The organism is Oligella sp. HMSC05A10, assembly GCF_001808335.1.
GTDB lineage: Bacteria > Pseudomonadota > Gammaproteobacteria > Burkholderiales > Burkholderiaceae_B > Oligella > Oligella urethralis.
The window spans coordinates 216263-240584 of record NZ_KV792927.1 but is presented as its reverse complement, the minus strand read 5'-3'; the positions used below and the strand labels follow the sequence as shown (position 1 = coordinate 240584).

Below are 24322 nucleotides of genomic sequence, written 5' to 3'. Positions count from 1 at the left end.
TGTAGCTTTTTTATAAACTTAATCTCTAGCATTGATATTCATCAGACGATTCGTTTGATAGGCTTACTCAATGTCACTGATCAAGCAAATAAGGTGCATTGGCAATTGAGTGTGCAGACGCACAAGTGGGCAGGAATTGAGTAATGCCGAGGGTGTGTTTACATAGTAAAAGGCTATCTGGGGTGTTTAATTGTGCTTGTTCGTTGTTTTTATTGTCAGAAATGTCTTTTTAAATTGCTTTAGCCGAGCGGATGTTGCTAAAATGTCTCATCAACAGAGTGCTTGGGAATTTTAAAAAGAATCAATCCAAGTGACAGCGATACCTTAGACTGAGTTTTGTCCCCCGTTATTTAAATTCATGGATCTACCAGAGCTTGGGCGAGTCGTAGAGGCGGTTTTGTTATGCGCCGATGAGCCGATGAGTATTAATCAAATTACCAAGTTATTTGCCGAACACGAGGAAGTTGATCGGGCGATGGTGCTGCAAGCCATTGAGCAATTGCAATTGGCTTGGGTGGATAGGGGCTTGGCATTGGTTGAGGTGGCTGAGGGGTGGCGTTTTCAGAGCCGACCGGCCATGCAAAAGTACTTCGAATTAATTAATCCGGAGCGACCGCCGCGATATTCTCGAGCTGTGATGGAGACATTAGCAATTATCGCTTGGTGTTATCCAGTGACCCGGGGAGATATTGAAAGTATTCGCGGTGTTACCGTTTCCTCGCAGATCATTAAAACCTTAGAGGATCGAGGATGGATTGAGGTCGTAGGCTATCGAGATGGTCCGGGGCGCCCTTCATTGCTCGGTATTACTGAGCAGTTTTGGAGCGATTTGGGTTTGCAATCACGTGCTGATTTGCCACCTTTAGAGTCCTTTCATGATGCTTTGGTCGCAGATGATGAATCATACGCTTCCTTGCAGCAGGAAATAGCCCTGGCCCTTGGCGAAGCGGGGGAAGCGCCACAACAGCTTAGTTCATCCTCGGACGATGAGGTGGTGATGACGGCAGGCAGTGCCAATGAGATAGCGCCTGTCAATGAACAATTAGAAAATCGATCCGAAAGTGATCAATAGGTAGGTTTATTTATAATAATGGATATTGAAACAACTCAAACCTCGGCTACTAAGCCTGTTGAACAGCGTCGTGGACGTAAGTTGAGAACGCCTTTTCGTCGCCGCCGTGCTGATGCCAGTGCTGAGGCTAAAGCCAATGTACAAGCAATTCAGGGTGCTACAGTAGATACTGAGGCAGCCGCTTCTACTAAAAAATCCCGCCCTGGCGGTGCTTCTAGTACCCGTCGTGATCGTCAAGTCGAGTCGGTTGGTCGTCGTACTCGTCGTGCTTCGCCATCCAAAGATGCGCAATCAGTGGAGCTGACTGCCACGCCAACGATGAGTTCACCCTCTGAGGGATTGCAAGCAAGCGCATCTGCTGGTGGCAAGCGAGTCGCGTCGCAGCAAAGCGCGCGGCGCCACACTAAATCCGCAGCGTCTGGTGCGCGTCGTGGTCGTACGCAGGCGCCACGCCAAGCGCAAGATGGCAAGTCAGCCAAGCCTCACGCAATGCGTCGTCAAGCACGTCGCTCAAGCTCAAAAGAGGCGCTTGAGTTTATCGAAGAGACATTGGATACGGCCTTATTACAAGAAGAGGAACTTGATTTAGGTCGTTACAATCTAGCGGCCGACAGCGAGCAGCGTGTCGCCAAGTTTTTAAACAACGATCAAATTCGACCTAAATTGCATAAAGTGCTGGCTGATGCGGGTGTAGGTTCCCGTCGCGACATGGAGCAACTAATTATTGCTGGTCGTGTTAGCGTCAATGGAGAGCCTGCGCATGTGGGTCAGCGTGTGGGTCAAGAGGATGTGGTTAAGGTCAATGGTCGTGTGGTGCGACGTCCGCGCGCAGGGCGCCCACCACGGGTGATTTTATATTACAAGCCAGCCGGTGAAATTGTGACGCACGATGATCCTGAAGGTCGCCCAACGGTATTTTCTCGCTTACCAAATTTAAAAAGTGGCAAATGGTTATCGGTAGGTCGTTTGGATTTAAATACCGAAGGCTTGTTGATATTTACTACCTCCGGTGATTTTGCTAATCGCATGATGCATCCGCGTTACGGCTATGAGCGTGAATATGCGGTGCGCATTTTAGGTGAACTCGAAGATAGTCAACGCGAGCAAATGCTCAAAGGTATTAGCTTAGAAGACGGTCCGGCCAAATTTAACACGGTCGACTTTATTGGTGGAGAGGGCAGTAATCGTTGGTATCGTGTCACCTTATTTGAAGGACGTAATCGAGAGGTGCGGCGGATGTTCGACAGCTTTGGCCTGACCGTCTCACGTTTGTTGCGTACCCGTTTTGGTGATATTAGCTTACCTCGCAATTTGAGTCGTGGTCGTTGGCAGGAACTAGAGGTAGATGTGGTCTTGGCTTTGATGGCTGAGATGGGTATGGTCCTACCAGAAGCCGAAGGGGCGCCCAAGGGTAGAAATGCTCGCCGGCAATCTACGCGTCAAGCTCGTCAGCAACCACGCCAGCCAATCTCTAACGCTAATGCGATGCCGCCGGGATTTGAGGGTGCTCAGCCACCAAGCCGCAGTCGCGCCACCGCAGTGACCGGTGCTTATCAGCGTCGTGCCTTGACGGTTACTGGCTCTGATGCCGCCTCTGCTCGTCATCGTGCGCGGACTGTGACGGCGCCACAAAAGGCGGTGCGCGCTGGTGCGCGGCGTAATGCCCGTCCGGCAGCCGGTGGGCATGAGCCGATCTTAAGCGATGCAGCACTGGATTATGCCTATCAGCGTCGTGCGCCGCGGGATGTGAAAATTGAGCATAAAAAGCGTCGCCCAAGCCTGGATTACGATAAACCTAATTAGCCGGCCTCATTCTATAGTGAATTATGGCCTTTGCCACAATAATCTAGCAAGTAATTGATTGTTTTGTTATAATTACTTGCAAACCACTATATTAGCGTTATAGCGAGTAGCCTTTAAAGTCGATCGTTTTGCTGTGACTGTGATTGATTTAGCTGATATCACCGATATCATATGGCAGAGCCTATGGCCCTCGCTGGTGTCTTGAGTTCTATCTCGACATGGGCGATAGCAGTGGCTGATTGTTTATGATGGGCTTTAAGCCCATTTTTTATTTCTGATGTATGAGTGATTTATTTACCCTAACTGAGCAAGCCATTCAGGGGCTTGCCTTAGAGCTTGAGCTTGTTGAGGTGGAGCGTGCGCCGTTAGGCCTGTTACGCGTTACTATTGACAAGCAGGGCGGTGTTACGATTGATGACTGTGAGCAGGTCTCACGTCTTTTGTCGCGTATCTTCGAGGTGGAGGATATCGACTATAAGCGTCTGGAGGTGGGTTCTCCAGGGGTTGATCGTCCTTTACGTACGATAGCAGATTTTAAGCGATTTATTGGTCAGCGGGTAGAGTGTCGTTTGCGCCACGCAATTGATAATCGCAAGGTGTTTACTGGTGTGTTAGAGGCTGGTCCAGCAGAGCTGCCAGAGGATTTAGCGGCCAAAGCAGATGCTGAATCAAATCCTGTTTTTAGTTTGATAATTGAAGATAAAAAAAATACTCAGACTTTGCTTTTTTGTTATAGCGATGTAGAAAAAGCTAAGTTGGATCCTGTACTAGATTTCAGAAAAGGTAAAAAGAAATGAGTCGAGAAATTTTAATCCTTGTGGATTCACTAGCACGTGAAAAATCCCTTGATGTCAATGTGGTTTATGAGTCGGTTGAGGCTGCTTTAGCGTCAGCGATGCGTAGACAGCTGGACGAAGAGGGTGCCGATGTGGTGGTTAAAATCGATCGTAGTACCGGTGAGTTCTCAGGCTTTCGCCGTTGGTTAGTGGTGCCTGATGAGGCCGGTTTGCAGGAGCCAGATCGTCAGGAGATCTACTCGGATGCGCAAGAGATACAGCCAGGCATTCAGGTGGGTGAGTATATTGTTGAGCCTTTGGGTGCTGCCGAAGTCGGCCGTATTGGGGCGCAAGTTGCTCGTCAGGCGATTATGCAGCGTATTCGTGATGCCGAACGTGAGCAGATTTTAGAGGAGTTTTTACAGCGCGGTGAGGAGATCTTCTCCGGTACGGTGAAGCGCCTTGACCGTGGCGATGTGATTTTAGAAAGTGGTCGTGTGGAAGCGCGTCTACCACGCTCTGAGATGTTGCCTCGCGAAAATTTACGCAATGGCGACCGTGTACGCGCTTATATCACCAGCGTAGATCGTGAGTCACGTAGTCAGCCAATTATTGTTTCGCGTACTGCACCTGAGTTTGTACGTGCGCTATTTGAAAATGAAGTGCCTGAGATTGAGCAGGGTTTATTAGAGATTAAAGCAGTCTCGCGTGAGCCTGGTTTGCGTTCTAAAATTGCGGTGGTAGCTTACGATAAGCGGATTGACCCGATTGGTACTTGCGTCGGTATGCGTGGTTCACGTGTGATGGAAGTGCGTAAGGAAATCGGCGAAGAAATGATTGATATTGTTTTATGGGATGACGAGCCGGCGCAATTTGTGATTAGTGCATTGGCGCCAGCCATTGTTGAGTCGATTTTAGTTGATGTGGATAGACATTCCATGGATGTGGTGGTTGATGAAGAGAACCTGCCAAAGGCGATTGGTACACGTGGTCAAAATGTGCGTCTTGCCTCGGAGTTGACCGGTTGGCAGATTAATATTCTTACCCCAGAGCAGAGTCAGCAACGTCAGGAGCAGGAGAATCAGCGTCTTTCTCGGCTTTTTGTTGAGCAGTTGGATGTTGATGCCGAAATCGCTGAAATTTTGATTGACGAGGGCTTTAGTAGTCTTGAAGAGGTGGCTTATGTGCCAGTCGAAGAGCTATTGTCCATTGATGGTTTTGATGAGGATTTGGTTAATGAGTTACGTAGTCGTGCGCGTAATTCACTCCTGGTACAAGCCATTGAAACTGAGGAAAAGCTAGAAGAAGCGCCGGATCTGCGTGAGTTCGAGGAATTGACTCCGACGCTTATTGCCGAGTTGTTTGATCGTGGCATTCGTAGTCGCGATGATTTGGCGGATTTGGCGACCGATGAGTTAGTTGAATACACCGGTTTAGAGCCGGAGGTTGCGGCTGAGTTGATTAGTAAAGCACGAGCCCATTGGTTTGAAGATGGGGCTGAGGATAGTACCTCTAAGTAAGTAGTGCCGTGCCTGATGCATCGGATTGATTAATTTATATAAAATAGTTTGTTGTTGATAAAGAGAGCCGAATGACTAAAATTACTGTTTCACAATTCGCCCGAGATTTAAATATGCCTGCTGACACGTTATTAGAGCAATTACGTTCTGCCGGGGTGGAGCTTAATTCTGTGGATGATATTGTGACGCCAGCGGCCAAGAAAAAATTGTTGGATAAACTGCAATCAAGTCACGGCACTGGTTCAGCAGCAAAGAAAATTACACTTACTCGTCGTAAGACCTCGGAAATCCGTCAGGCTGATGGTAGCCGTGTGCAGGTTGAGGTGCGTAAGCGACGTAGTATTTCTTTAGATGCGCAAAAATCCGCGATTGAGCAACGCAAGGCCGAGGATTTAGCTGCCATGAAGAAGGCGGCTGAAGAGGAAGCGGCTCGGGCGGCTCAAGCAGCCAAGGCTGCCGCAGAGGCTAAATTAGCTGAGGAGAAAGCACAGCAAGAGGCCAAAGCAAAGGCTGAGGCTGAGCGCAAAGCAGCCGCAGAGGCTAAGGCCAAGGCGGAGGAACGTGCAGCTCAGCAACAAGCGCAACAAGCCACTGAAGCGCAGGCTAAAAAATCGGCTGCAGCCGCTAACAAGGCCGCAGATGAGCAGGCTCGTCAAGCGGCAGCCGAGCAAGCGGCAGCCGAGCAAGCGGCTGAAGAAGCACGCGAAGCAGCGCGCCGCAAAGCCGAGGAAGAGGCTCAAGCCATTAGTGCCATGTTAAATCGACCGCGCAAGGCGATGCGTGCAGAAGCTGCGCCCGAAGAAAAGGTACAAACTAAAAAGGCACCTAAAAAAGAAAGCAAATCTTCCACACCATCACGTCGTGGCGATCGGGCTGACAGTGGCTTTACCGATGGTGCCCGTGGCCGTCGTTCAGCCGTTGCTGAAGAGCGCCGTGGTGGCGGTGCCGCCGCTGCTGAGCAGGAAGACGGTTGGCGCGCCGCCGGTGGTCGTGGGCGTAATCGTAACCGCGGGGGCCGTCAACGTCAACAGCAGCAACCACGTCCTGAGCCAGAGTTTATCTCACGTGAAATTCATGTGCCGGAAACCATTACCGTTGCCGACTTAGCACATAAGATGTCAGTTAAGGCATCCGAAGTGATTAAGCGCATGATGATGTTAGGCCAAATGGTTACCATCAATCAGGTCTTGGATCAGGAAACCGCCATGATTGTGGTGGAGGAATTAGGGCATAAGGCCGTGGTAGCCAAATTGGACGACCCCGAGACCTTCTTGGAAGAGGGTTTTGACTTTAGTGACGTGCCATTGGTGCCGCGCGCTCCCGTGGTGACTGTGATGGGTCACGTGGATCATGGTAAAACCAGCTTGCTTGACTATATTCGTCGCTCAAAAACAGCAGTTGGTGAGGCCGGCGGTATTACGCAGCATATCGGTGCGTATCGCGTTAAGACCGAGGGTGGCTGGATGACGTTCCTCGATACCCCGGGGCATGAGGCCTTTACCGCAATGCGTGCACGTGGTGCCGAAGTAACCGACGTGGTGATTTTGGTGGTTGCCTCAGATGACGGCGTGATGCCGCAAACACGTGAGGCGATCAGTCACGCTAAAGCGGCTAATGTGCCGATGGTTGTTGCTATCAACAAGATTGATAAACCGGAAGCCAATCCTGAGCGTGTGAAGCAGGAGTTAGTTGCTGAGGGCGTGATTCCTGAGGAGTACGGCGGTGATGTGCCCTTTGTGCCGGTGTCTGCTAAAACCGGTCAAGGCATTGATGATTTATTAGAAAACGTCTTACTACAAGCCGAGATATTGGAGTTAAAAGCGCAAGAAGATATTCCTGCTAGCGGTATTGTGATTGAGGCACAACTAGATAGAGGCCGCGGTCCGGTGGCGACAATTTTGGTACAAAACGGTACCTTACGTCGTACCGATGTGGTGTTAGCGGGTGCTAGCTATGGTCGTGTCCGCGCTATGGTGGATGAAAATAACCAGGCGGTCGAAGCAGCGGGTCCTTCCTATCCGGTCGAGATTCAAGGTTTATCCGATGTGCCTAAGGCAGGGGATGAAGTGCAGGTGATTCCTGATGAGCGTAAGGCACGTGAAATTGCCTTATTCCGTCAAGGTAAGTATCGTGATGTGAAATTAGCCCGTCAGCAAGCAGCGAAGCTGGAGTCCATGTTTGATAATATCCAAGAGGGCTTACAGACCTTAGCCTTAATTGTGAAGACGGATGTACAGGGTTCCTTAGAGGCCTTAGTACAGTCATTGCAAAAGCTGTCAACCGATGAGGTGCGGGTAGATGTGGTTTATTCCGGTGTGGGCGGCGTGTCCGAAAGTGATGTGAACTTGGCAACCGCATCGAATGCAGTCATTATCGGCTTTAACGTACGTGCTGATGTACAGGCTCGCCGTGTGGCTGAGACAAACGGCATTGATATGCACTTCTATAATGTTATTTATGATGCGATTGATGAGGTCAAAGCGGCGATGTCCGGTATGCTTGCGCCAGAGAAGCGTGAGGATGTGATCGGTATGGTCGAGGTACGTGAGGTGTACACCATTTCTCGTATTGGTAAGGTTGCTGGTTGTATGGTGACTGAGGGTGTGGTGCGACGTGATTCCTCCATCCGTCAATTACGTAATAACGTGGTGATTTGGACAGGTGCCTTGGATTCCTTGAAGCGCTTCAAGGACGATGCGCGTGAGGTTCGCTCCGGCTTTGATTGTGGTATCACCTTACGTGGCAATAATGATATTGAGATTGGCGACCAGTTTGAGGTCTTCGAAATCAAAGAGATTGCACGTAGTCTTTAATTAGAGTTTTTTATGAGTAGACATAAGTCTAAGGCCAAGCAAGCCGGCAGTCGCAATACGCGCTTGGCCGAGCAAATTCAAAAGGACTTGGCCGGTTTGATCCAGCGCGAACTGAGTGTGAGCGCTGTGGGTCTGGTTACCTTAAGTCACGTAGAATTAAGCGCTGATTATGCGCATGCTAAAGTATACTTTACGGTCATTGGTCAAGCGCCGGAGGTGTCAGAGCAAGCATTAAATGAAAAGGCGGGTTATTTACACTCTTTATTATTTAAAATGCTGCATATTCATACGGTGCCGACCTTGCGTTTTTTTCATGATGATCATTTATTGCGTGGCATCGAAATGAGTCGCTTAATTGATAAGGCGATGGGCGTTGAGTCATCGGCTGATGATGGTGAATTAGACGCCTTTGACAATACTGAAATCAAGGGGTAGTTCATGGCAAGAAGACGTCGCGGTGAGGATATCACGGGGGTCTTGTTGTTGGATAAAGCCGTTGATTTATCCAGTAATCAGGCATTGCAACGTGCGAGACGGCTGTTTAATGCCAACAAAGCCGGTCATACGGGTACCTTAGATCCCTTTGCCACCGGCTTATTAGTCTGCTGTTTTGGTCGAGCAACTAAAATATCGACCAACATGTTGGCAGCCGATAAAAGCTATCGTGCCACCTTAAGTCTGGGAGCGGAAACCGATTCTGGTGATTTAACTGGTGAGATAGTAGCCCAAGCTGAACTTGCTGGCATTGATTTAACTAAAGACCGAGTATTAGCGGTGCTGCAGCAGTTTATTGGCGAGATTCAACAGATCCCACCGATGCACTCAGCCTTAAAGCGGGATGGTAAGCCGCTTTATGAATATGCCAGACAGGGCATTGAGCTTGAGCGTGAGCCACGCCAAGTGACGATTTATAGCATTGATTTAATTGAATTGGCAGGTGATCAGCTGGTGCTTGATGTTGCTTGCTCCAAGGGGACGTATATCCGCACCTTGGCGCAGGATATTGGTCGAGCACTTGGCTGCTTTGCGTATTTAAAGGCCTTACGTCGTTTAAGCGTTGGCGATTTTCATTTGGACAATGCCGTCACCCTCGACCAACTACACGCTGAGGTGGAAACTGATCCCGCCACCTTACAACAACATTTAATTCCCTTAGAAAAAGTACCCGCTCGTTGGGTGCCCGAGAAACTTTTAAAATAGGAAATCTTTATGAGCCGAGCGCTTCGTAATATTGCAATTATTGCTCACGTTGACCATGGTAAAACAACAATGGTTGATCAGTTGTTACGCCAATCCGGTACTTTTGAAGCCCATGAGGCGGTTGATGACCGTGTGATGGACTCCGGTGATATTGAAAAAGAGCGTGGTATTACGATCTTATCCAAAAACTGTGCGGTCGAGTATGAGGGTACCCATATTAATATTATTGACACCCCGGGACACGCTGACTTCGGTGGTGAAGTAGAGCGTGTGCTGTCAATGGTAGATGGGGTCTTGTTACTGGTGGATGCGGTTGAAGGACCGATGCCACAAACGCGTTTTGTGACGCAAAAAGCCTTAGCCTTAGGTTTAAAGCCGATTGTGGTTATTAATAAAATCGACCGCCCAGGTGCGCGTCCGGATCATGTGATTGATGTGACCTTTGATCTATTTGATAAGCTAGGTGCGACTGATGAACAGTTGGACTTCCCGATTGTGTACGCTTCAGGCTTATCCGGTTATGCTGGTTTGGAGCCAGATGTACGTGAGGGAACCCTAGCACCACTTTTTGAAACGATTCTTAAGTATGTGCCGGTGCGTGATGAAAAGGCCGATGAGCCCTTACAGTTACAGATTACTTCCTTAGACTATAACAGCTATGTGGGCGTTATCGGCATTGGTCGGGTTAATCGCGGTACTATCAAACCAGGGCAGCGAGTCACGGTAAAATTTGGTCCAGAGGGCAAACAGTTTAATGCCAGCATTAACCAAGTGCTTAAGTTTAAGGGCTTACAGCGTGAGTTGGTTAAAGAGGCTCAGGCTGGTGATATTGTCTTGATTAACGGGATTGAGGATATTGGTATCGGTTGCACCATATGTGATGTTGATCATCCCGAAGCCTTACCCATGCTAAAAATTGATGAGCCTACCTTAACCATGAACTTTATGGTGAATACCTCACCACTGGCGGGTCGTGAAGGTAAGTTTGTCACCAGTCGTCAAATTCGCGAGCGCTTAGAGCGTGAAACTAAGACGAATGTGGCCTTGCGTGTGCGTGATACGGATGATGAAACGGTGTTTGAAGTGGCCGGTCGTGGTGAATTACATTTAACCATTTTATTAGAAAATATGCGCCGCGAGGGTTATGAATTGGCGGTTTCTCGTCCGCGTGTGGTATATCGCGAGATTGACGGGGTGCGCTGTGAGCCGATGGAGCTGTTAACCATTGACTTGGATGACGATCATCAGGGCGGCATCATGGAGGAGATCGGTCGTCGTCGCGGTGAGTTATTAAATATGGAGTCAGATGGCCGTGGTCGTACCCGTCTCGAATACCGTATCCCCGCACGTGGCCTCATCGGTTTCTCAACGGAGTTCATGTCCTTAACGCATGGGACGGGTTTGATTAGTCATATCTTTGATAGTTATGCACCGGCCAAAGAGGGGATGATTGGTGGTCGTCGTAATGGCGTACTGATTAGTCAGAATCATGGTGAAGCGGTAGCCTATGCGCTCTGGTATTTGCAAGATCGCGGTCGTATGTTCGTATCACCGGGTGAGCCTTTATATGAGGGCATGATTGTGGGTATTCACAATCGTGATAATGACTTGGTGGTGAACCCCATCCGTACTAAAGCACTCACTAACGTGCGCGCCTCGGGTAATGATGAAGCGATTCGCTTAACGCCTCCAGTGCAATTGACGCTTGAGTATGCAGTCGAGTTTATTAACGATGATGAATTGGTTGAAGTCACACCAAAGAGTATTCGTTTGCGTAAGCGTTATTTATTAGAGCATGAGCGTAAGCGTGCCGCTCGTGAGGAAAATGCATAAATGCGTGTAAGCAAGTCAACAGACTTGTGTTGCTGAACTAAAAGACGACCTCGTAGTAAAATCATGATGGTCGTCTTTTTTATTGTAGTGGCTTGCGATGGCAGTTGTTATTCGTTTTTTATTTTTATTTCTTATCGCCTTTTGGGTTTTGCGATTTTTCAGTCGTAGCGTTGATATTTACTGGCAAAGTACCATTGGTGCTTTTTTTAAATGGCTAGGGATCAATGGCGATCTGATGATGAAAATCATTATTGCCTTGACGATTTTTGTGAGCTTGCTGTTTGCGCTTTATCGGTGGTACTAAGTTGTATCCTTGGCTTTAGTAGCAAGGGCACTTTGTTTGTTTTGTGCTAGGATTTTATTGTTTATTTTGTTTTAAATTTATATCATTTTTATGTCCGTTCAAGCGTCAAAAAAATCACCCTTAGCCTTATTTGTTAGCACCGGCTTAATGCTGTTTGCATTATTTTTTGGTGCCGGTAATCTTATTTTCCCTGCGCATATGGGGCAGCAGGCTGGAGCCAATTATTTAGAAGCGGTCATGGGTTTTGTCCTCACCGGTGCCGGTTTGCCTTTGCTCGGTATTTTGGCCATGTCTTACTCAGGCGCTCGTGATGTGCAGCATTTAGCTTCGCGTGTGAGTCCGCTTTTTGGTGTCTTTTTTGCTGTCACCCTTTATCTCTCTATCGGTCCCTTATTTGCCATGCCGCGGACGGCTACGGTGGCTTATGAGGTTGGTGTGAGCCCATATCTAGATTCGGAGACATCTAGTACTTGGGGTTTATTGCTGTTTAGTATCGTTTTTTTTGCAGTGGCTTTCTGGCTGGCGATGTCCCCCAGTAAGTTATTAGACCGTATTGGTAAGATATTAACTCCCGTGCTATTAGTGAGTATTGCGATTTTAGCCTTTAAGTCGTTGCTTGACCCAATGGGTGAACTGACTGCCCCCCAAGGTGCCTATGCGATGCACCCGGTAGTTGAGGGTTTCTTAGCCGGTTATCAAACCATGGATGCCTTGGCTTCCTTAGTGTTTGCGATTGTTGTGATTGGTGTGTTACAAGCCGAAGGGGTAAAAGCGAATGAGCAATTGATGCGCCTAACGATGGGTGCCGGTTTGTTGGCAGCGCTTTGTTTAGCCGTGGTTTATGGTTTAGTGACTTATTTGGGTGCAGGCAGTGTGGAGGTGACTGGCTGGCTGTCTAACGGCGCCGCCGTGCTCTCTGAAACGGCTCATTACTATTGGGGCAGCATGGGTAATTTGCTGTTATTGGTGATCATTCTGTTGGCTTGCTTAAGTACGGCGGTGGGCTTGATTGCTGCGTGTGCTGAGTATTTTAGTCGGTTGATGCCACAGCTCAGTTATAAGTTGTTTGTGATTATTTTCACATTAATTTCTTGTGGCTTAGCGAATAAGGGGCTCGAAGGGATCATCAATTTCTCTATTCCGGTATTGATGCTCTTATATCCCTTGACGGTTGTACTAATTCTTTTGACCTTTGCCAATTCGCTCTTTAAAGGTCGTCGTATTGTCTATATTTGTACCATGCTGGCAACGCTTGCGGTTAGTCTGGTAGATGCGTGGGATGCGGCATTTACGCTTAGCCCAGAGGCCAAGGCGTGGTTAGCGAGTTATTTACCTTGGCATGCGATTGGTTTAGGCTGGATTGTACCGGCTTTGCTGGGTATGCTTGTAGGCTTGATTTTATCTGCTGCGGGTCTTAAAAAAACCGTGAGCTAAATGCTTTTTTAATTCGGTGTGTTGGTGAAGCAGTCTTCGACAGAGTATAGGCCATTCGGTAAAGCCGAATTGGCCTTAATGCTAATTACGGTTTTCTGGGGCGGCACATTTTTGATTGTGCAGATCGCGCTGAGTATGAGCGAGCCCTTTTTCTTTGTGGGTTTGCGCTTTGCCTGCGCAGCGGCTGCAGTCGCACTTTGTTCGCCAAAGGTGTTAAGGGGCTTGAGTTTTGAGGAGCTAAAGGCAGGTATCGCGATCGGTGTTTGTATATTTCTAGGATATAGTCTACAGACATTGGGATTGCAGACGATTCCCAGTAGTAAATCGGCTTTTTTGACTGCGCTCTATGTGCCATTGGTGCCTTTGTTGCAATGGTTGTTTTTAAAGCGACGTCCGACTCGGCTGCATGCCTTGGGCATTATGCTTGCGTTTATGGGTTTAGCTTGTCTTGCTGGCCCTGATGGTTTGGAAGGTACGCTACTTGGGCGAGGGGAGTTATTCACGATTTTAGGTGCGCTCGCTATCGCCGCTGAAATTATTTTAATTAGTTGCTATGCCGGTAAAATTAATTTAATTCGTGTCACGGTGCTGCAGTTGTTGGTTACCTCAATCATTGCTTTTACTGTGTCCGCCGGGGTGGGTGAGCAGGTGCCTGATTTTTCGTGGGGCTTGATGGCGATTGTATTATTGATGGGCTTTGCTAGTGCAGTGATACAAACGACCATGAATTGGGCGCAAAAGCATGTTTCAGCCACTCGGGCAACCTTGATTTATGCTGCTGAGCCGGTATGGGGTGGGGTTTTCGGTAGACTCTATGGTGAACGTCTACCGTTTTTGTCCATTATCGGTGCCGGCTTGATCGTGCTTGGCGTGATTGTGAGTGAATTGCGTTTGAATGGTTTGAAACGCAAGGCTAAGCGTGGCGGTAGAGGCTTACGCTAATTACTCACCATACTGCGCCCAAGGCACGGCTACTTTGACCTCACCGAACTCGGCAAAGTGTAGAAAGTTCTGAATTGATAGTTCACGCATGGCGTTGCGCGTCTCTACCGTCGCACTGGCTACGTGCGGAGTGATCACTACATTGTCTAAGGCAAAGAGGGCCTCTGGTACCTGCGGCTCATTAACAAAAACATCCAGCCCAGCGCCAGCGATGGTTTTGTTTTGTAATGCCTTGACTAAGGCGGCTTCATCAACTACCGCACCGCGCGCAATATTAATTAAATAGGATTGTGGTCCGAGCGCTTCTAATACTTGCTGATTGACAATTTTCTCAGTCTCAGCAGTGGCTGGGGTGGCGACGATTAAATAATCGACAGCTTTAGCGAGTTCAATGGGCGAGGCGATATAGTGATAGTCCTCGGCCAGATCTTGGCGAGGGTTGCGATTATGATAATAAATCTGCATGCGGAAACCCTTGGCGCGCGCTGCGATTTCTAAACCAATGCGACCCATGCCTAAAATACCTAGGCGCTTGCCCGTCACGCTGACGCCTAGCGGATAGGGACCGTCACTCAGCCAGCGACCTGCGCGCACATAGCGATCGGATACGCTAACTTGACGAGCCACATCTAGCATCAGGGCCATGGCTAAATCAGCCACACAGTCATTTAAGACATCGGGCGTGTAGCCGAGGCGGATTTGGCGACGGCGGATATAGTCTTCATCATAGGGATCGTAACCGACACCGAAGCTACTAATGACCTGTAAATTAGGCAGCGCCTCAAGAAATTCGAGGCTCAATGGCTTAGTGGCCGAGCCGTACAGTGCCGTGACCCGTGCTAAGGTCTCAGGGCTTAGCGTAGAAGCCTCATCTAAATTTTTAATCTCGATAATCTCATAGTGCGCATTGAGCCTTGCTTTATCCTCGGCTGCGATATTTAATAAACTTAATAAAATCGGCTTCACGTGAAAAACTCCTGCTTAATTCTCTGGCTGCTTGATGGTGAATTTAAGAAATTTACAAGCGGTGCGAATAGGATAAGATAGCAGATATAAGCTCACAAAGGGAAGTCCCATGCGATACCACTCGGGGAAATCATTTAAAAGCCACGAGGCTTCTTGGTGTAGTCGTGGGTGCCATCTTTCAATCAGTTTACTGTTATTGAGGCCGAATTTAAAGCAGGCTTGGGTGCGATTGACACCCTGATGCCAAGCTGTGTGTTGACTCATCCATTGGTTGAATATATCAAAGTGCAGCTGCGCCCCGATAAAACGCTCTGCAAGCGCATAAAAGAATTGCTGATTCTCCTCCTGGCTAAGATACATCAGCACACCCTCAATGATAAAAAGAAAATCACCCTGTGGATAGTGTGCCAGTAACTCGTCCATCCATGCTGTTTCCAATAAACTGGCACGGATAAGCTGCTCATTAGGTCCAGGTGGTAATAGCTGGCGTCTAAAGTCAATCACCTCCGGCAAGTCTAATTGAATAAATACTGCTTTATCAGCGATGGGGCCTAGTCGTTGTTTACGTGTATCCAGACCACAACCGATAATCACCACGATTGGTTGTGCATGGCTTTCAATAAACTCATGGCTGATCGTATCAAAATGCTTGCTGCGTATTGCGACACCTACCGCTGTGGTGCTGATATTGTCAAAAATTGAAAAATCATAATCAATCTGCGCCACTAATTTGAGGGCAAATTCATCATAAAGAATAGGGTGAGTCTGCTGTGACTCAAGGGCACGAGCGTATAAGGTGAGCATGATAGTATCTGCGACCCTATTTTTTAAATTAAAAAGTACCTTTGTCATTGCGCCTCCTTATGCCATGTGGCTCTATGTGCACTGCGGATGACTGTACTTTGCTCGATTGATGTTGTTATTTAAAGAGAAAGCTAGCGGAGAAATCATTTGGGTGATTGCTGCTTAGTCATGTATTTTTTTTGATTATAGCAAAACCGCTTGAGCTAAAGTTGCTTTGAAAGTCATTTTCCACCTTAATTAAGCTAAGGCTAAATTCGTGATTGGGACTGAGATTGATTATTAAATAGCTTAGATGGTGCTGAAATAAAATCAGCTACAATGTTCAAAATTGACGCGGTGCGATGAATCAATCGGGCTGAGAGATAGATTTTTTAAGGAAGCTAGGTTTATGGTGGCTAAAGTAAGTGCCAGTGAAAGAAGTTGGGTGGCGAATAAATCCACCTTTGTCAGTGTCTTAGTAAATATACTGCTGACGATACTGCAAATAATCTTCGGTTTAATCACCTCTTCATATTCTTTGATTGCAGATGCTTTGCATAGCTTATCCGATCTTGTGTCGGATGTCGTGGTATTAGTCGCAAACCGCTTTGCTAAGCAAAAGCCAAATGCTAAGCACCCATTCGGACATTTTCGCTTTGAAACCATTGCCGTGCTGATCATTGCGGTACTGCTATTTGTGGTTGGGGCGCAGATTATTATGACCAGTGTGGAGCGAATGCAAAGTGGGGTGGTGCTCGAAATTAATGCGGGTCTTGCTTTTTTTATTGCTTTGGTGGCTATTGTAGCTAAGGAGCTTTTATACCGTTATATGGCACACGAAGCAAAGCGGGTTGAATCAGCCATGCTGATGGCTAATGCGCTACACGCCCGTTCGGATTCCATTTCATCATTGGTTGTAGCCATTGGTCTAGCGGCGCATTTTTTCGGTATTATGCATGCGGATTTGGTGGCGTCGCTAATTGTCGGCTCAATGATTGCTATTATGGGACTGAGAATGGGCTGGAGTGCCTTAATGGACTTGGCCGACCGTTCCGTGGATAAGGAGACCTTGGATAAGATTAGCAATGCGATTCGTGAAACGCCCGGTGTGGTTGATTTTCATGATCTTAAAACGCGTAAAGCAGGGGATTTTATCCTTGTTGAGCTGCATCTTGATTTGCCAGGGACAATGACCATTGCCGAGGGGCATGATATTTCTGATAGGATTGAGGCACGGATTAAAAACGAGGTGCCTTTGGTAATGAGTGTGTTGACACACTTTGACCCAATACATTTTCCTGAGCCGGCAGCACCTGCAATGGCTAAAGAAACGGGCACGTATTAAGACCTTTGCGTCTTCTCAAGAGCGAAGCTGGGAAGTGGTTTTTTTGTGAACTAGCCATATGACTTCCCTAAGCTTGCAATATGTGCTACAGTTATGCACTTATTCAAGTCTGCTAAGCCTTGTGAGTGATTTGGTTTTACGTTTAAAGCAATCACTTGCTGCTTAAAAAGTGTTTGAGTTTTTATCGCTGTTTTTATGAATGTTGTTAAAACGCACATTTAAACAATAAAAATTAAAAATTCTTTAAAAAAGACTTGCAATATCTGTTTAATAGTTGCATAATACTATTTTACTTAGTTCAGTTCCCCCATAGCTCAGTCGGTAGAGCGACGGACTGTTAATCCGCAGGTCACTGGTTCAAGTCCAGTTGGGGGAGCCAAAGATTTTATAAATAAAACAATGAGTTATGACGGGCTCACTGTTTTAAGATACTAGCTTTAAATTAGCACTATGTCGTAAATATGACGTAGTGCTTTTTTTGTGCTCGCCGCTAGAAACGTTACCAGCGTACTCCGCTAAATGACTTGTTGCTAAGTGGGCGTACTTCATTACCATTTCTAAAGTTTCCCATCCACCAAGCTCTTTAAGAACCATTAGCGGCGTTCCCGCTTGAGCATGCCAGCTTGCCCATGTATGCCGCAAATCGTGAAACGTAAATGAATCGATATTTGCTTTACGTAAAGCTGCATTAAAAATGCGCCGGTCTATGTCATTCGATGGAACATCATTAACACGACCAAAGCAATACTCTTTATGAATGCCTTTCCTATGTAAAAGAACTTTCATTGCTACTTGGTTAAGAGGTATTGATCTGGCGTATTCTGATTTAGTATCAGGTGCTTCAATCCAAGCTGTTGCTCTATTTAAATCTACGTTTGACCAGCGTAAATTTAAAACTTCACTCGCTCGGCATCCGGTATATAAAGCAAACTCAGATATAGCGTGCATCCATGGATTGTGTATACAGTCGAGTAGCCGATTTGCTTCAGATGCTGTTATCCATCTAATATTTCTCTTACGCTCTTTAAAGTTTTTCGTGCGTAATCTACTATCAACCCAGCCTAGTTCATACGCTACGTTGTAGATTCGGCGTATTGTCGCAATATAGCGATTCTTTGTTGCGTTGCTAGTTACGCATTTCTTACCGTAGCGGTCGAAATGTGTCGGTAGATTGTCTAGTATCTCTGCTTGTGTTAAAGAACAAATAGTGCGACCTCCGAAAACATCGCGCCAGTACTTTACATGCCTGAGTTTCGTTGCGTAATCTGCTTGTTCTGCTGATAATTCAAGCATTTTGACCGCAGCTTGTTCAAACGTGTACTTCTGTTTAACACCTAAGCGCTCAATTTCCCACAATTCGTTTTTAAGTTTGTCGTGGTACTCTTGCGCCTTGGCTTTATCTGTCGTACCAGTAGAGCGTCTAATTCGTTTGCCGCTTGGCGTTGTGACATCAACGTACCAGTATTCAGATCCTTTTTGTTTGTAGATTGACATAATGATTGCTCCTGTTCGTCACTTGCCAACCTCATACACGTCATATTATGCTGTATCTTATAGAGGTTGTCGATATTTTCGCGTTTGATGCGCCAATGTCCTTTTTTTGTCGGATTGATTTGATAAGCTTTTAGTTTGTGTCTGTTGTCGTAAATAGTTCTATAACTAAAGCCGGTAATTTCGGCGACTTCTTTGATTGTTAAGTCACGTTCCATTTATCCCTCCGTCGTTATTCCCATCGCATGACCGTGCTTGGCAGCGGACTCACTAGAACCATAAGCAAAGCCCATCTCAAGCCAGTAAATGTCATCCGCATCGCCAGTCCACGGCTTGAGATTGTAGTAATCGATATGCATTGGGTCAGGGTAATAGTAATTAGTGCCAATCTCCGGAGCTTCGGTCAGGCATTCGTCAAGCTCCACGCCGTTACAGTAGCGCGGCTTTGGTTTGATGCGGTAATCTGACTTAATTACAAACGGCTTCCACTCACCATCGCTGTTTTTGTACTCGATATCCTCATCGGTACCAAGTAGCAACATAAGATATGAGCGAGGGTCATTTATTACCTCTGGCTTGTCCTGTAATTTCCCATCGTAGAACCACTTTTCTGGCAGTTTATCCTCATCAAAAAGATCTTCATATTCTCCTGCTTTTAGGCTTACTCTCTCTTCGTTATACTCCAAATCTTGAGACAAATACAGAAATGGGTAAAACATATCTGTTGCTTGGTTGTCTCCGCTACACCAAGTGTATCCATGCTTAAATACAAATTCCTGAATTGCCTCTGAGTGTTCAGGATTTTCAACTTTAATTTTGAATGGTTTTAACATTTTTCCTACTCCTCTTTATGCATGACTGAAGGGGGTTCTGGTAATGGTTGCCAATGGGATACATCATGCAAGTACCCTCCTAAACCAAAAGGATTTAGCACTTTAACAAGAAATAAAGGTCTGCCAGTATCTGGATCATTTATATAGTTGCTTTTTAGGGTTGACACCATTATTCTTTGACTGTCATATTTTGTAGTCGGGTTGTATGTTAAAACCAGCTCTCCAAACTCAGGAAGCCTGTCCTTTACGCTTATCCATTTAGTCATTCCTCAATCTCCGGAATGGGCATCCAGTGCGTAGCCTCATACAAATTGCCGTCTACTCGTTTGAAAAGAGGGTTACCAGTTTTTGTGTAATTAATGTAGGCTTCCTGTAAGTAAGCAAGCCAATATTTCCTATATTCATAAGGACTATGAACAAGCACGATCGTATCGAACTTTGGCAACTCATCCTTAACGCTAATCCAACCGCTAGCATCTTGCTTTACCTCTATTGTGTTTTCTAAATTCTTTTTGAAATCATTCATAAATTGAATGGCTCTATCATCTAGAAATGATTCTTTAAAATTGATTTTTGATAAAAAATGTGTCCATTCTTCGTATAAGTTGCTCACTCTAATATTTTTACTCAACTCTCAATCTCCGGAATGGGTAGCCAATGTGTCGGGTTTTCAATATCAAAGCCGTGATGATCAATCCAATCACCGCCAACAAAACAACCCACATGACAATCGCCGGATTCTGTGTAAACAATAACGTCATCAGACCATGGATTACGCTCTCCCATAGCCTCTGGCAACCGCTCATCAACGCTAATCGGCACGAGTTGAGCGCAAGCCTCACGCTCCTGCTTGATAAGCTCAATCAGCTCTTCTTTGGAAAAGTCCTCTAGTTTTCTGATGTTCATGTTTAGCTCCTATGTTCAGGGTACTCATCATAAAAAGCATCTTCTGGCCATTTGCCATCGTCAAAGCTTTCACGCCATGCGTCCTCGTCACTGACGTTTTCTCCGTGTTTACTGGCTAGTGATAACAAAATGCTATACCAGCTATCGAAATCTAAATCCATCATTTATTTCTCCTAAATAAGTAAAAATAGGCTATCTGGCTAGCCCTTGCTGAATCACTATTCAAGCGCCGTTATCCACAAAGGAGGAGGATACGATTGTGTGTTTTATGTTAGCGACATGAATGTCGGTAACATGGTGTTTAGTACCTAACGTTATGACGAGACCAGTTAAACGCTTCTTTAAGCACTTTTAATCGGCTGTCGTTCTCGTAAGCCCATGACTTACGCAAACTTTTGTAGTTATGAATGATGTTCATGATAAATTTCATATTGAGCCCCGAAAATTAAAACGGCATATCGCTTTCTAGCTCATCAACCGAGCTGGCTGTTGCTCTACCTTTAGCCTGTGCGTAGCTGTTAGTAGCAGTCTCACCTTTGGTTTGGCTTCCCCAGTTGTTAGACTGCTGATTATCATCACGCCCACCTAGCATTTGCAGTTTCTCGCCGATAACCTTGGTTACGTAACGGTCAATGCCGTCACGATCGGTATACTTCTCTGTTTTAATGCGTCCCTCGATGTAAACAAGAGAGCCTTTAGCTAAATACTGATTACAAACCTCAGCCAAGCGGTCAAAGAACGTAACTTTAAACCACTCAGTCTCCTTACCTTGCTTTGATTTATAGGTTGTCGCTACGCTAAAGTTTGATACTGACATGCCCGATTGGGTAGTGCGTTCCTCTGGGTCAGCGCCTAAGCGACCAATAATTAAGATTTTGTTTAAATTAGCCATGTTTCGTCTTCCTCACGCGAGTGGGGGTGTTTCCCACATTATTTCGCTCCCTAAGCATTGAGTCTGCAATCAAGTACGCCGTTTTGGATAGGTCAGAGGCATAACTATAATCGTCCTTTGCGATAATGCCCTGCATCGCTTTGGCTGCAAAATAATCACGTAGCGTCATGCCATCTTGTTCGCTCGCTAAGATCTGATGGTCACCTGCGGCTCCCTGTGAAACGCTTAATGGTCGTGGGAACGCCTGTCCTCCTGTGGGTCTCTTAACTTTCTCGCTCATATCAGTTCCTTGTGTAAATTTATGTGTAATTTGACTCTCACAAAAAAGCCCCTGAGTAGGGGCTATTGTTTGATTATTCGCTTTCGACCATCTCGGCATCTTCTGCTCTGATACGCGCCAAAGCGTTTTGATACGCTTTTTTAATCTCAGGCGCTAACTCATCGGTAGCAAACTCTTTGCACTCGTCATACAGAGGCTTTAACTGCTCTGCAGTCTCTACGCTGTCCAGTTTGATGATAAGTAGCTCGGCCGGCGATGGCTTACTATCTGCCGGTGCTTGCTGTTCTTTGGCTTGTGACTTAGGCTCTTGCTTAGTCTTATTCAAGTGTGCTAGTACTCTTTCACGCACTGATTTGGTTTCTTTTTCTGCGACCTCCTCAACCTCGCCCATATCTTTCTCTGGCGGCATGTCGCGGACTTCTTCAGTCGTACGCAAACCTTTAAGTACGTCAGGAAACATGTCACGTAGCGCATAGCCTCTGGCACGCATTTGCAGCATGCGCTTAGGGTATTGAGTCCAAGGGCCTTGTTTGCCCAAGAGTCCGGCTTTCTTTGCATCTTCCATACTAAATGTCGCAACATACTCATGAATTGAGCCATCTGCACTGCGGCGCTTGACTGTGCAAACAGCGGTCAGATCGTCCGCCTCACCGACATACTCTTCTTTGATGCTCACAAACTCGGGGGCGTTTTTAACAAGTGCCAACATCGCATCACCCCAAATTGACGGTCTGCCGTTAATCGTTGCAATGTTCTGCATTGCCTGCATTGGCGCTAAACCTAGCTCAGCACCCCATTGAATAGCGACAAGAATGTTGCCAGGGTTGCGCTGATAGTCTTTCGGCACGATAGTAGACTGTGCCAAGATTTCTGCTAATTGCATAGCTTCGCCTAAATTGGTGGGCGTTAATCCACCAGTCGTAATTTGTAGTTCCATGTTTCCTCTCCTAGTTAGATGCGTAATATGCGCGCTCCTGTGCGCACGGTTTGATAGTGTTTAATGTGTTCAGCGTCAGGCGCTAAGCTTTCATAAGCCGATTTCCAATCGGTGACGATACTGTCTTTATTACTCTTATACGTGCCAAGTTTCTCAGCACCGTGCATGATGATCTCGCCGTCTTGCAGGGCAGGGATTAGCTTGTCTCGCAGCTCTTTTTCTTCCTCTTCCAAAGAATTCTTTAAAAGTCGAATTTCTTTTAAGGAGTTAATTAAGTCGAGTTCATCACTTGTTACTTGGATTTCAGCTCCGTTACTCTTAGCCCATTTAAGCTTTGCTTCATACTCATTAGTAGGCTCTGGTGGCATATCGGCTACGATGTGCTTTTGCCACCACTCAACAGCTTGACTCACCAAGTCATCAAAGACAGTTTTGTCAAAACCAACTGTAAATACTTTTTGGCGTTGACCGCCGAAAAGCACAGCGATATCAGCGACTGGTAACTGTGTGATACCCATGTACCACATCACTTGTAGCCAGTAATTTGTCGGCACAACCTCTGAGCCCTCATCGCCCCAGTCATCGCTATTCATCGCGAATGCGTTAGCGGTTTTGACCTCTAAAACCTTGTTAGCGCCTTTTACTCGCTCACCGTCAAAGCGCGCTCGTGCACCATCGTCCAGTACGACACGGTCAACGTTTGCGACAATGCAATCATGCTTAGGGTGCGTCATCTGCTGATTGATGCGCTGAATCTTTACGCCTTGTTGCTCTGCGTAGTCTTTGGCGATAACGTCTTCCAAGATGGTTCCCCATTTCATGCGCTCTTCTTGCTCGGGCGTTAGGTTTTCTTCTAAACGACCGGTCTTATCTAAATACAGCCCAAATGAACTTTTCCACGGATTAAGGCCGAGTAGGGCGCTGATGTCGCTACCCCCGATACCTTTACGTCTTTGTGCTAAAAACTCCTCTCTATTCATAATAAACTCCAAAGAACCAAAGCAAACCACCAGACAACCGGAAATAGCACCATGCTCACGCACCCGATAATTTCCCAAATTAATTCTGATCTACTCATATCTACACCCAGTCAAAATCCATTTCTAGCACTGCCTCGGCATCACTAATATCGATCCAAAGCGCTTTAAATTCGGGACTGTCCACTTCTAATGTGTCCAGCTTTTCGCACGCTGTTTCGTACTCAATAAGCAGATCGTGCCTAGCCTCTTGGTACTCGCAATCATCAGCTCTACAGTGGTGACAACTAGGGCTGTCACCAGTGCCGTAGTAGTCACGGACTAGTGTTGAGTGTTCGCACTCAGCGCATGATGACGGCGCGAAATTTAGGATACTGATTAACTTGTTCATGTTCTTTCCTCTCTCTTATTCACTACACGTGAGCTGACTCTCAAAGATCCCTTACTATCCTTTTTCTGTTACCAGACAAGAATCAGCTCACGTCTAACGTTTTTCGTTAGCACAAGCAAAGTCGGGTTTTAATGCGTTCTCCTAGTTTCGGGCATTAAAAAAGCCCTGAAAGTAGGGCTTGTTGGTGTGTTCCATTTTGGAATTGAACTTAGGTGAGAGATTGCTCGGCTATAATCACTATGCCAAGGCTACTAACCTTGGTTGCGGTCTAGTAAACCGCTAAAGGTGACTAAAGCTGCTAAGGCGTTCGTGAGGCGAACCACCGAAGCGCTTAGAAGCCGACAAGGCTAGTTACCTCGACAGGCTAGGCCTGTGAGCAATGACGAACCTTGTGCGGAGAAAGGACTCTAGAGGCTTATCCGCAAGCGCCAGCAAGGGCGCTATACAAATACACAACGGATTAATGTCCGTGCCGGCATGGACTTTTTTCGGATGCTTACTGCGATGAAAAAGACCCATGTAAAGGTGAACGTTAATATTGATATCGCAAAGATTGTTTACGCAATCGCGATATTGATTCTCGTTGTGACCTACTAGAATCAGGCGGGGTGCCTAGAACACTCCGCCTTTTTCTACGCCGCAATCTCTCACCTAAGTTCAATCAACACCTTTAAACGCTCTCCAAGAAAACGCTTAAAGCTATTTGCTACGCTGTTCCCAGATACTGGCACGTAGCAGCTTAAGTACTCCGGTTCCAAGCTAACTCCCGTTTCCTGCTCCGATTCTTCCTTGTTAGAGGCGTCGTCCTCGGCTCCATCTTTATA

Annotated in this window: 24 protein-coding genes, 1 tRNA gene and 1 pseudogene; 13 read left to right on the top strand and 13 right to left on the bottom strand. The window is 46.7% G+C overall.

Annotation, left to right across the window (positions count from 1 at the left end; all coding sequences use genetic code 11):
- Positions 1–358 precede the first annotated feature (358 nt).
- The 11 genes from scpB (at position 359) to HMPREF3144_RS06670 (ending at position 13697) form a co-directional block, all read left to right on the top strand.
- Entirely contained in the window at positions 359–1072 is a 714-nt protein-coding gene (gene scpB / locus HMPREF3144_RS06720; protein WP_036560151.1) for an SMC-Scp complex subunit ScpB, read from the top strand.
- Positions 1073–1090: 18 nt separating this feature from the next.
- Positions 1091–2875 carry a 23S rRNA pseudouridine(2605) synthase RluB gene (gene rluB / locus HMPREF3144_RS06715; protein ID WP_070477085.1) on the top strand — a complete coding sequence of 595 codons (1785 nt, stop codon included), beginning with the start codon at positions 1091–1093 and terminating at the stop codon, positions 2873–2875.
- Positions 2876–3156: 281 nt separating this feature from the next.
- On the top strand, positions 3157–3672 hold the full coding sequence (gene rimP / locus HMPREF3144_RS06710; protein WP_018026276.1) for a ribosome maturation factor RimP: 516 nt from the start codon (positions 3157–3159) through the stop codon (positions 3670–3672).
- A complete protein-coding gene (gene nusA, locus HMPREF3144_RS06705; RefSeq protein WP_070477083.1) occupies positions 3669–5171 on the top strand; it encodes a transcription termination factor NusA in 1503 nt (500 codons plus the stop codon). Before rimP ends, nusA begins: the two co-directional genes overlap by 4 nt.
- A 71-nt stretch (positions 5172–5242) precedes the next feature.
- Entirely contained in the window at positions 5243–7984 is a 2742-nt protein-coding gene (gene infB, locus HMPREF3144_RS06700) for a translation initiation factor IF-2 (RefSeq protein ID WP_070477081.1), read from the top strand.
- Between the two features lie 12 nt (positions 7985–7996).
- Positions 7997–8419: a 30S ribosome-binding factor RbfA gene (rbfA, locus tag HMPREF3144_RS06695; RefSeq protein ID WP_018026279.1), complete on the top strand. Its 423-nt coding sequence runs from the start codon at positions 7997–7999 to the stop codon at positions 8417–8419.
- A gap of 3 nt (positions 8420–8422) precedes the next feature.
- Entirely contained in the window at positions 8423–9184 is a 762-nt protein-coding gene (gene truB, locus HMPREF3144_RS06690; RefSeq protein ID WP_036560163.1) for a tRNA pseudouridine(55) synthase TruB, read from the top strand.
- 9 nt (positions 9185–9193) lie between these two features.
- A complete protein-coding gene (gene typA / locus HMPREF3144_RS06685) occupies positions 9194–11017 on the top strand; it encodes a translational GTPase TypA (RefSeq protein ID WP_018026281.1) in 1824 nt (607 codons plus the stop codon).
- Between the two features lie 97 nt (positions 11018–11114).
- Positions 11115–11321 carry a hypothetical protein gene (locus HMPREF3144_RS06680; RefSeq protein ID WP_018026282.1) on the top strand — a complete coding sequence of 69 codons (207 nt, stop codon included), beginning with the start codon at positions 11115–11117 and terminating at the stop codon, positions 11319–11321.
- Positions 11322–11411: 90 nt separating this feature from the next.
- A complete protein-coding gene (brnQ, locus tag HMPREF3144_RS06675) occupies positions 11412–12755 on the top strand; it encodes a branched-chain amino acid transport system II carrier protein (RefSeq protein WP_070477080.1) in 1344 nt (447 codons plus the stop codon).
- 24 nt (positions 12756–12779) lie between these two features.
- Positions 12780–13697, top strand: a complete 918-nt coding sequence (locus tag HMPREF3144_RS06670; protein ID WP_371441267.1) for a DMT family transporter — start codon at positions 12780–12782, stop codon at positions 13695–13697.
- On the opposite strand, the gene HMPREF3144_RS06665 is transcribed toward HMPREF3144_RS06670, so the two are convergent.
- Both HMPREF3144_RS06665 and HMPREF3144_RS06660 read right to left on the bottom strand, forming a co-directional pair.
- Positions 13698–14663, bottom strand: a complete 966-nt coding sequence (locus HMPREF3144_RS06665; protein WP_018026285.1) for a 2-hydroxyacid dehydrogenase — start codon at positions 14661–14663, stop codon at positions 13698–13700.
- Positions 14664–14678: 15 nt separating this feature from the next.
- Positions 14679–15515: a class I SAM-dependent methyltransferase gene (locus HMPREF3144_RS06660; protein WP_070477076.1), complete on the bottom strand. Its 837-nt coding sequence runs from the start codon at positions 15513–15515 to the stop codon at positions 14679–14681.
- A gap of 340 nt (positions 15516–15855) precedes the next feature.
- Here HMPREF3144_RS06660 and HMPREF3144_RS06655 point away from each other — a divergent pair, with 340 nt between their 5' ends.
- On the top strand, positions 15856–16791 hold the full coding sequence (locus HMPREF3144_RS06655; protein ID WP_070477075.1) for a cation diffusion facilitator family transporter: 936 nt from the start codon (positions 15856–15858) through the stop codon (positions 16789–16791).
- 303 nt (positions 16792–17094) lie between these two features.
- A tRNA-Asn gene (locus HMPREF3144_RS06650) sits at positions 17095–17170 on the top strand.
- A gap of 44 nt (positions 17171–17214) precedes the next feature.
- Here HMPREF3144_RS06650 and HMPREF3144_RS06645 read toward each other — a convergent pair.
- The 11 genes and pseudogenes from HMPREF3144_RS06645 to HMPREF3144_RS06605 all read right to left on the bottom strand — a co-directional run bounded on the left by HMPREF3144_RS06645 (position 17215) and on the right by HMPREF3144_RS06605 (position 23188).
- Positions 17215–18285 (bottom strand): tyrosine-type recombinase/integrase, encoded by a 1071-nt coding sequence (locus HMPREF3144_RS06645; RefSeq protein ID WP_036560181.1) that lies wholly within the window; start codon positions 18283–18285, stop codon positions 17215–17217.
- An 80-nt stretch (positions 18286–18365) separates the two neighbouring features.
- Positions 18366–18500: pseudogene (locus HMPREF3144_RS12030) on the bottom strand (helix-turn-helix domain-containing protein); the annotation flags it as partial.
- Positions 18501–19115, bottom strand: a complete 615-nt coding sequence (locus HMPREF3144_RS06640) for a hypothetical protein (RefSeq protein WP_036560184.1) — start codon at positions 19113–19115, stop codon at positions 18501–18503.
- Positions 19116–19120: 5 nt separating this feature from the next.
- Positions 19121–19381 (bottom strand): DUF551 domain-containing protein, encoded by a 261-nt coding sequence (locus HMPREF3144_RS12025; protein ID WP_036560185.1) that lies wholly within the window; start codon positions 19379–19381, stop codon positions 19121–19123.
- On the bottom strand, positions 19378–19746 hold the full coding sequence (locus HMPREF3144_RS06630; protein WP_036560188.1) for a DUF551 domain-containing protein: 369 nt from the start codon (positions 19744–19746) through the stop codon (positions 19378–19380). Before HMPREF3144_RS06630 ends, HMPREF3144_RS12025 begins: the two co-directional genes overlap by 4 nt.
- A complete protein-coding gene (locus HMPREF3144_RS06625) occupies positions 19743–20021 on the bottom strand; it encodes a DUF551 domain-containing protein (RefSeq protein ID WP_036560190.1) in 279 nt (92 codons plus the stop codon). Before HMPREF3144_RS06625 ends, HMPREF3144_RS06630 begins: the two co-directional genes overlap by 4 nt.
- Positions 20022–20023: 2 nt before the next feature.
- Positions 20024–20185: a hypothetical protein gene (locus tag HMPREF3144_RS11710; protein ID WP_156099014.1), complete on the bottom strand. Its 162-nt coding sequence runs from the start codon at positions 20183–20185 to the stop codon at positions 20024–20026.
- Positions 20186–20466: 281 nt separating this feature from the next.
- Entirely contained in the window at positions 20467–20913 is a 447-nt protein-coding gene (locus HMPREF3144_RS06620) for a single-stranded DNA-binding protein (protein WP_070477073.1), read from the bottom strand.
- Positions 20906–21193, bottom strand: a complete 288-nt coding sequence (locus tag HMPREF3144_RS06615; protein WP_052043723.1) for a hypothetical protein — start codon at positions 21191–21193, stop codon at positions 20906–20908. Before HMPREF3144_RS06615 ends, HMPREF3144_RS06620 begins: the two co-directional genes overlap by 8 nt.
- Before the next feature lie 73 nt (positions 21194–21266).
- Positions 21267–22130: a recombinase RecT gene (locus tag HMPREF3144_RS06610; RefSeq protein WP_052043722.1), complete on the bottom strand. Its 864-nt coding sequence runs from the start codon at positions 22128–22130 to the stop codon at positions 21267–21269.
- A gap of 14 nt (positions 22131–22144) precedes the next feature.
- A complete protein-coding gene (locus HMPREF3144_RS06605; RefSeq protein WP_141742745.1) occupies positions 22145–23188 on the bottom strand; it encodes a YqaJ viral recombinase family nuclease in 1044 nt (347 codons plus the stop codon).
- Positions 23189–24322: the final 1134 nt, after the last annotated feature.

Coding starts and splice junctions, on each gene's coding strand:
- scpB (WP_036560151.1), top strand. CDS start 359: ATGGATCTACCAGAGCTTGGGCGAGTCGTAGAGGCGGTTTTGTTATGC.
- rluB (WP_070477085.1), top strand. CDS start 1,091: ATGGATATTGAAACAACTCAAACCTCGGCTACTAAGCCTGTTGAACAG.
- rimP (WP_018026276.1), top strand. CDS start 3,157: ATGAGTGATTTATTTACCCTAACTGAGCAAGCCATTCAGGGGCTTGCC.
- nusA (WP_070477083.1), top strand. CDS start 3,669: ATGAGTCGAGAAATTTTAATCCTTGTGGATTCACTAGCACGTGAAAAA.
- infB (WP_070477081.1), top strand. CDS start 5,243: ATGACTAAAATTACTGTTTCACAATTCGCCCGAGATTTAAATATGCCT.
- rbfA (WP_018026279.1), top strand. CDS start 7,997: ATGAGTAGACATAAGTCTAAGGCCAAGCAAGCCGGCAGTCGCAATACG.
- truB (WP_036560163.1), top strand. CDS start 8,423: ATGGCAAGAAGACGTCGCGGTGAGGATATCACGGGGGTCTTGTTGTTG.
- typA (WP_018026281.1), top strand. CDS start 9,194: ATGAGCCGAGCGCTTCGTAATATTGCAATTATTGCTCACGTTGACCAT.
- HMPREF3144_RS06680 (WP_018026282.1), top strand. CDS start 11,115: ATGGCAGTTGTTATTCGTTTTTTATTTTTATTTCTTATCGCCTTTTGG.
- brnQ (WP_070477080.1), top strand. CDS start 11,412: ATGTCCGTTCAAGCGTCAAAAAAATCACCCTTAGCCTTATTTGTTAGC.
- HMPREF3144_RS06660 (WP_070477076.1), bottom strand. CDS start 15,515: ATGACAAAGGTACTTTTTAATTTAAAAAATAGGGTCGCAGATACTATC.
- HMPREF3144_RS06655 (WP_070477075.1), top strand. CDS start 15,856: ATGGTGGCTAAAGTAAGTGCCAGTGAAAGAAGTTGGGTGGCGAATAAA.
- HMPREF3144_RS06645 (WP_036560181.1), bottom strand. CDS start 18,285: ATGTCAATCTACAAACAAAAAGGATCTGAATACTGGTACGTTGATGTC.
- HMPREF3144_RS06640 (WP_036560184.1), bottom strand. CDS start 19,115: ATGTTAAAACCATTCAAAATTAAAGTTGAAAATCCTGAACACTCAGAG.
- HMPREF3144_RS12025 (WP_036560185.1), bottom strand. CDS start 19,381: ATGACTAAATGGATAAGCGTAAAGGACAGGCTTCCTGAGTTTGGAGAG.
- HMPREF3144_RS06625 (WP_036560190.1), bottom strand. CDS start 20,021: ATGAACATCAGAAAACTAGAGGACTTTTCCAAAGAAGAGCTGATTGAG.
- HMPREF3144_RS11710 (WP_156099014.1), bottom strand. CDS start 20,185: ATGATGGATTTAGATTTCGATAGCTGGTATAGCATTTTGTTATCACTA.
- HMPREF3144_RS06620 (WP_070477073.1), bottom strand. CDS start 20,913: ATGGCTAATTTAAACAAAATCTTAATTATTGGTCGCTTAGGCGCTGAC.
- HMPREF3144_RS06615 (WP_052043723.1), bottom strand. CDS start 21,193: ATGAGCGAGAAAGTTAAGAGACCCACAGGAGGACAGGCGTTCCCACGA.
- HMPREF3144_RS06610 (WP_052043722.1), bottom strand. CDS start 22,130: ATGGAACTACAAATTACGACTGGTGGATTAACGCCCACCAATTTAGGC.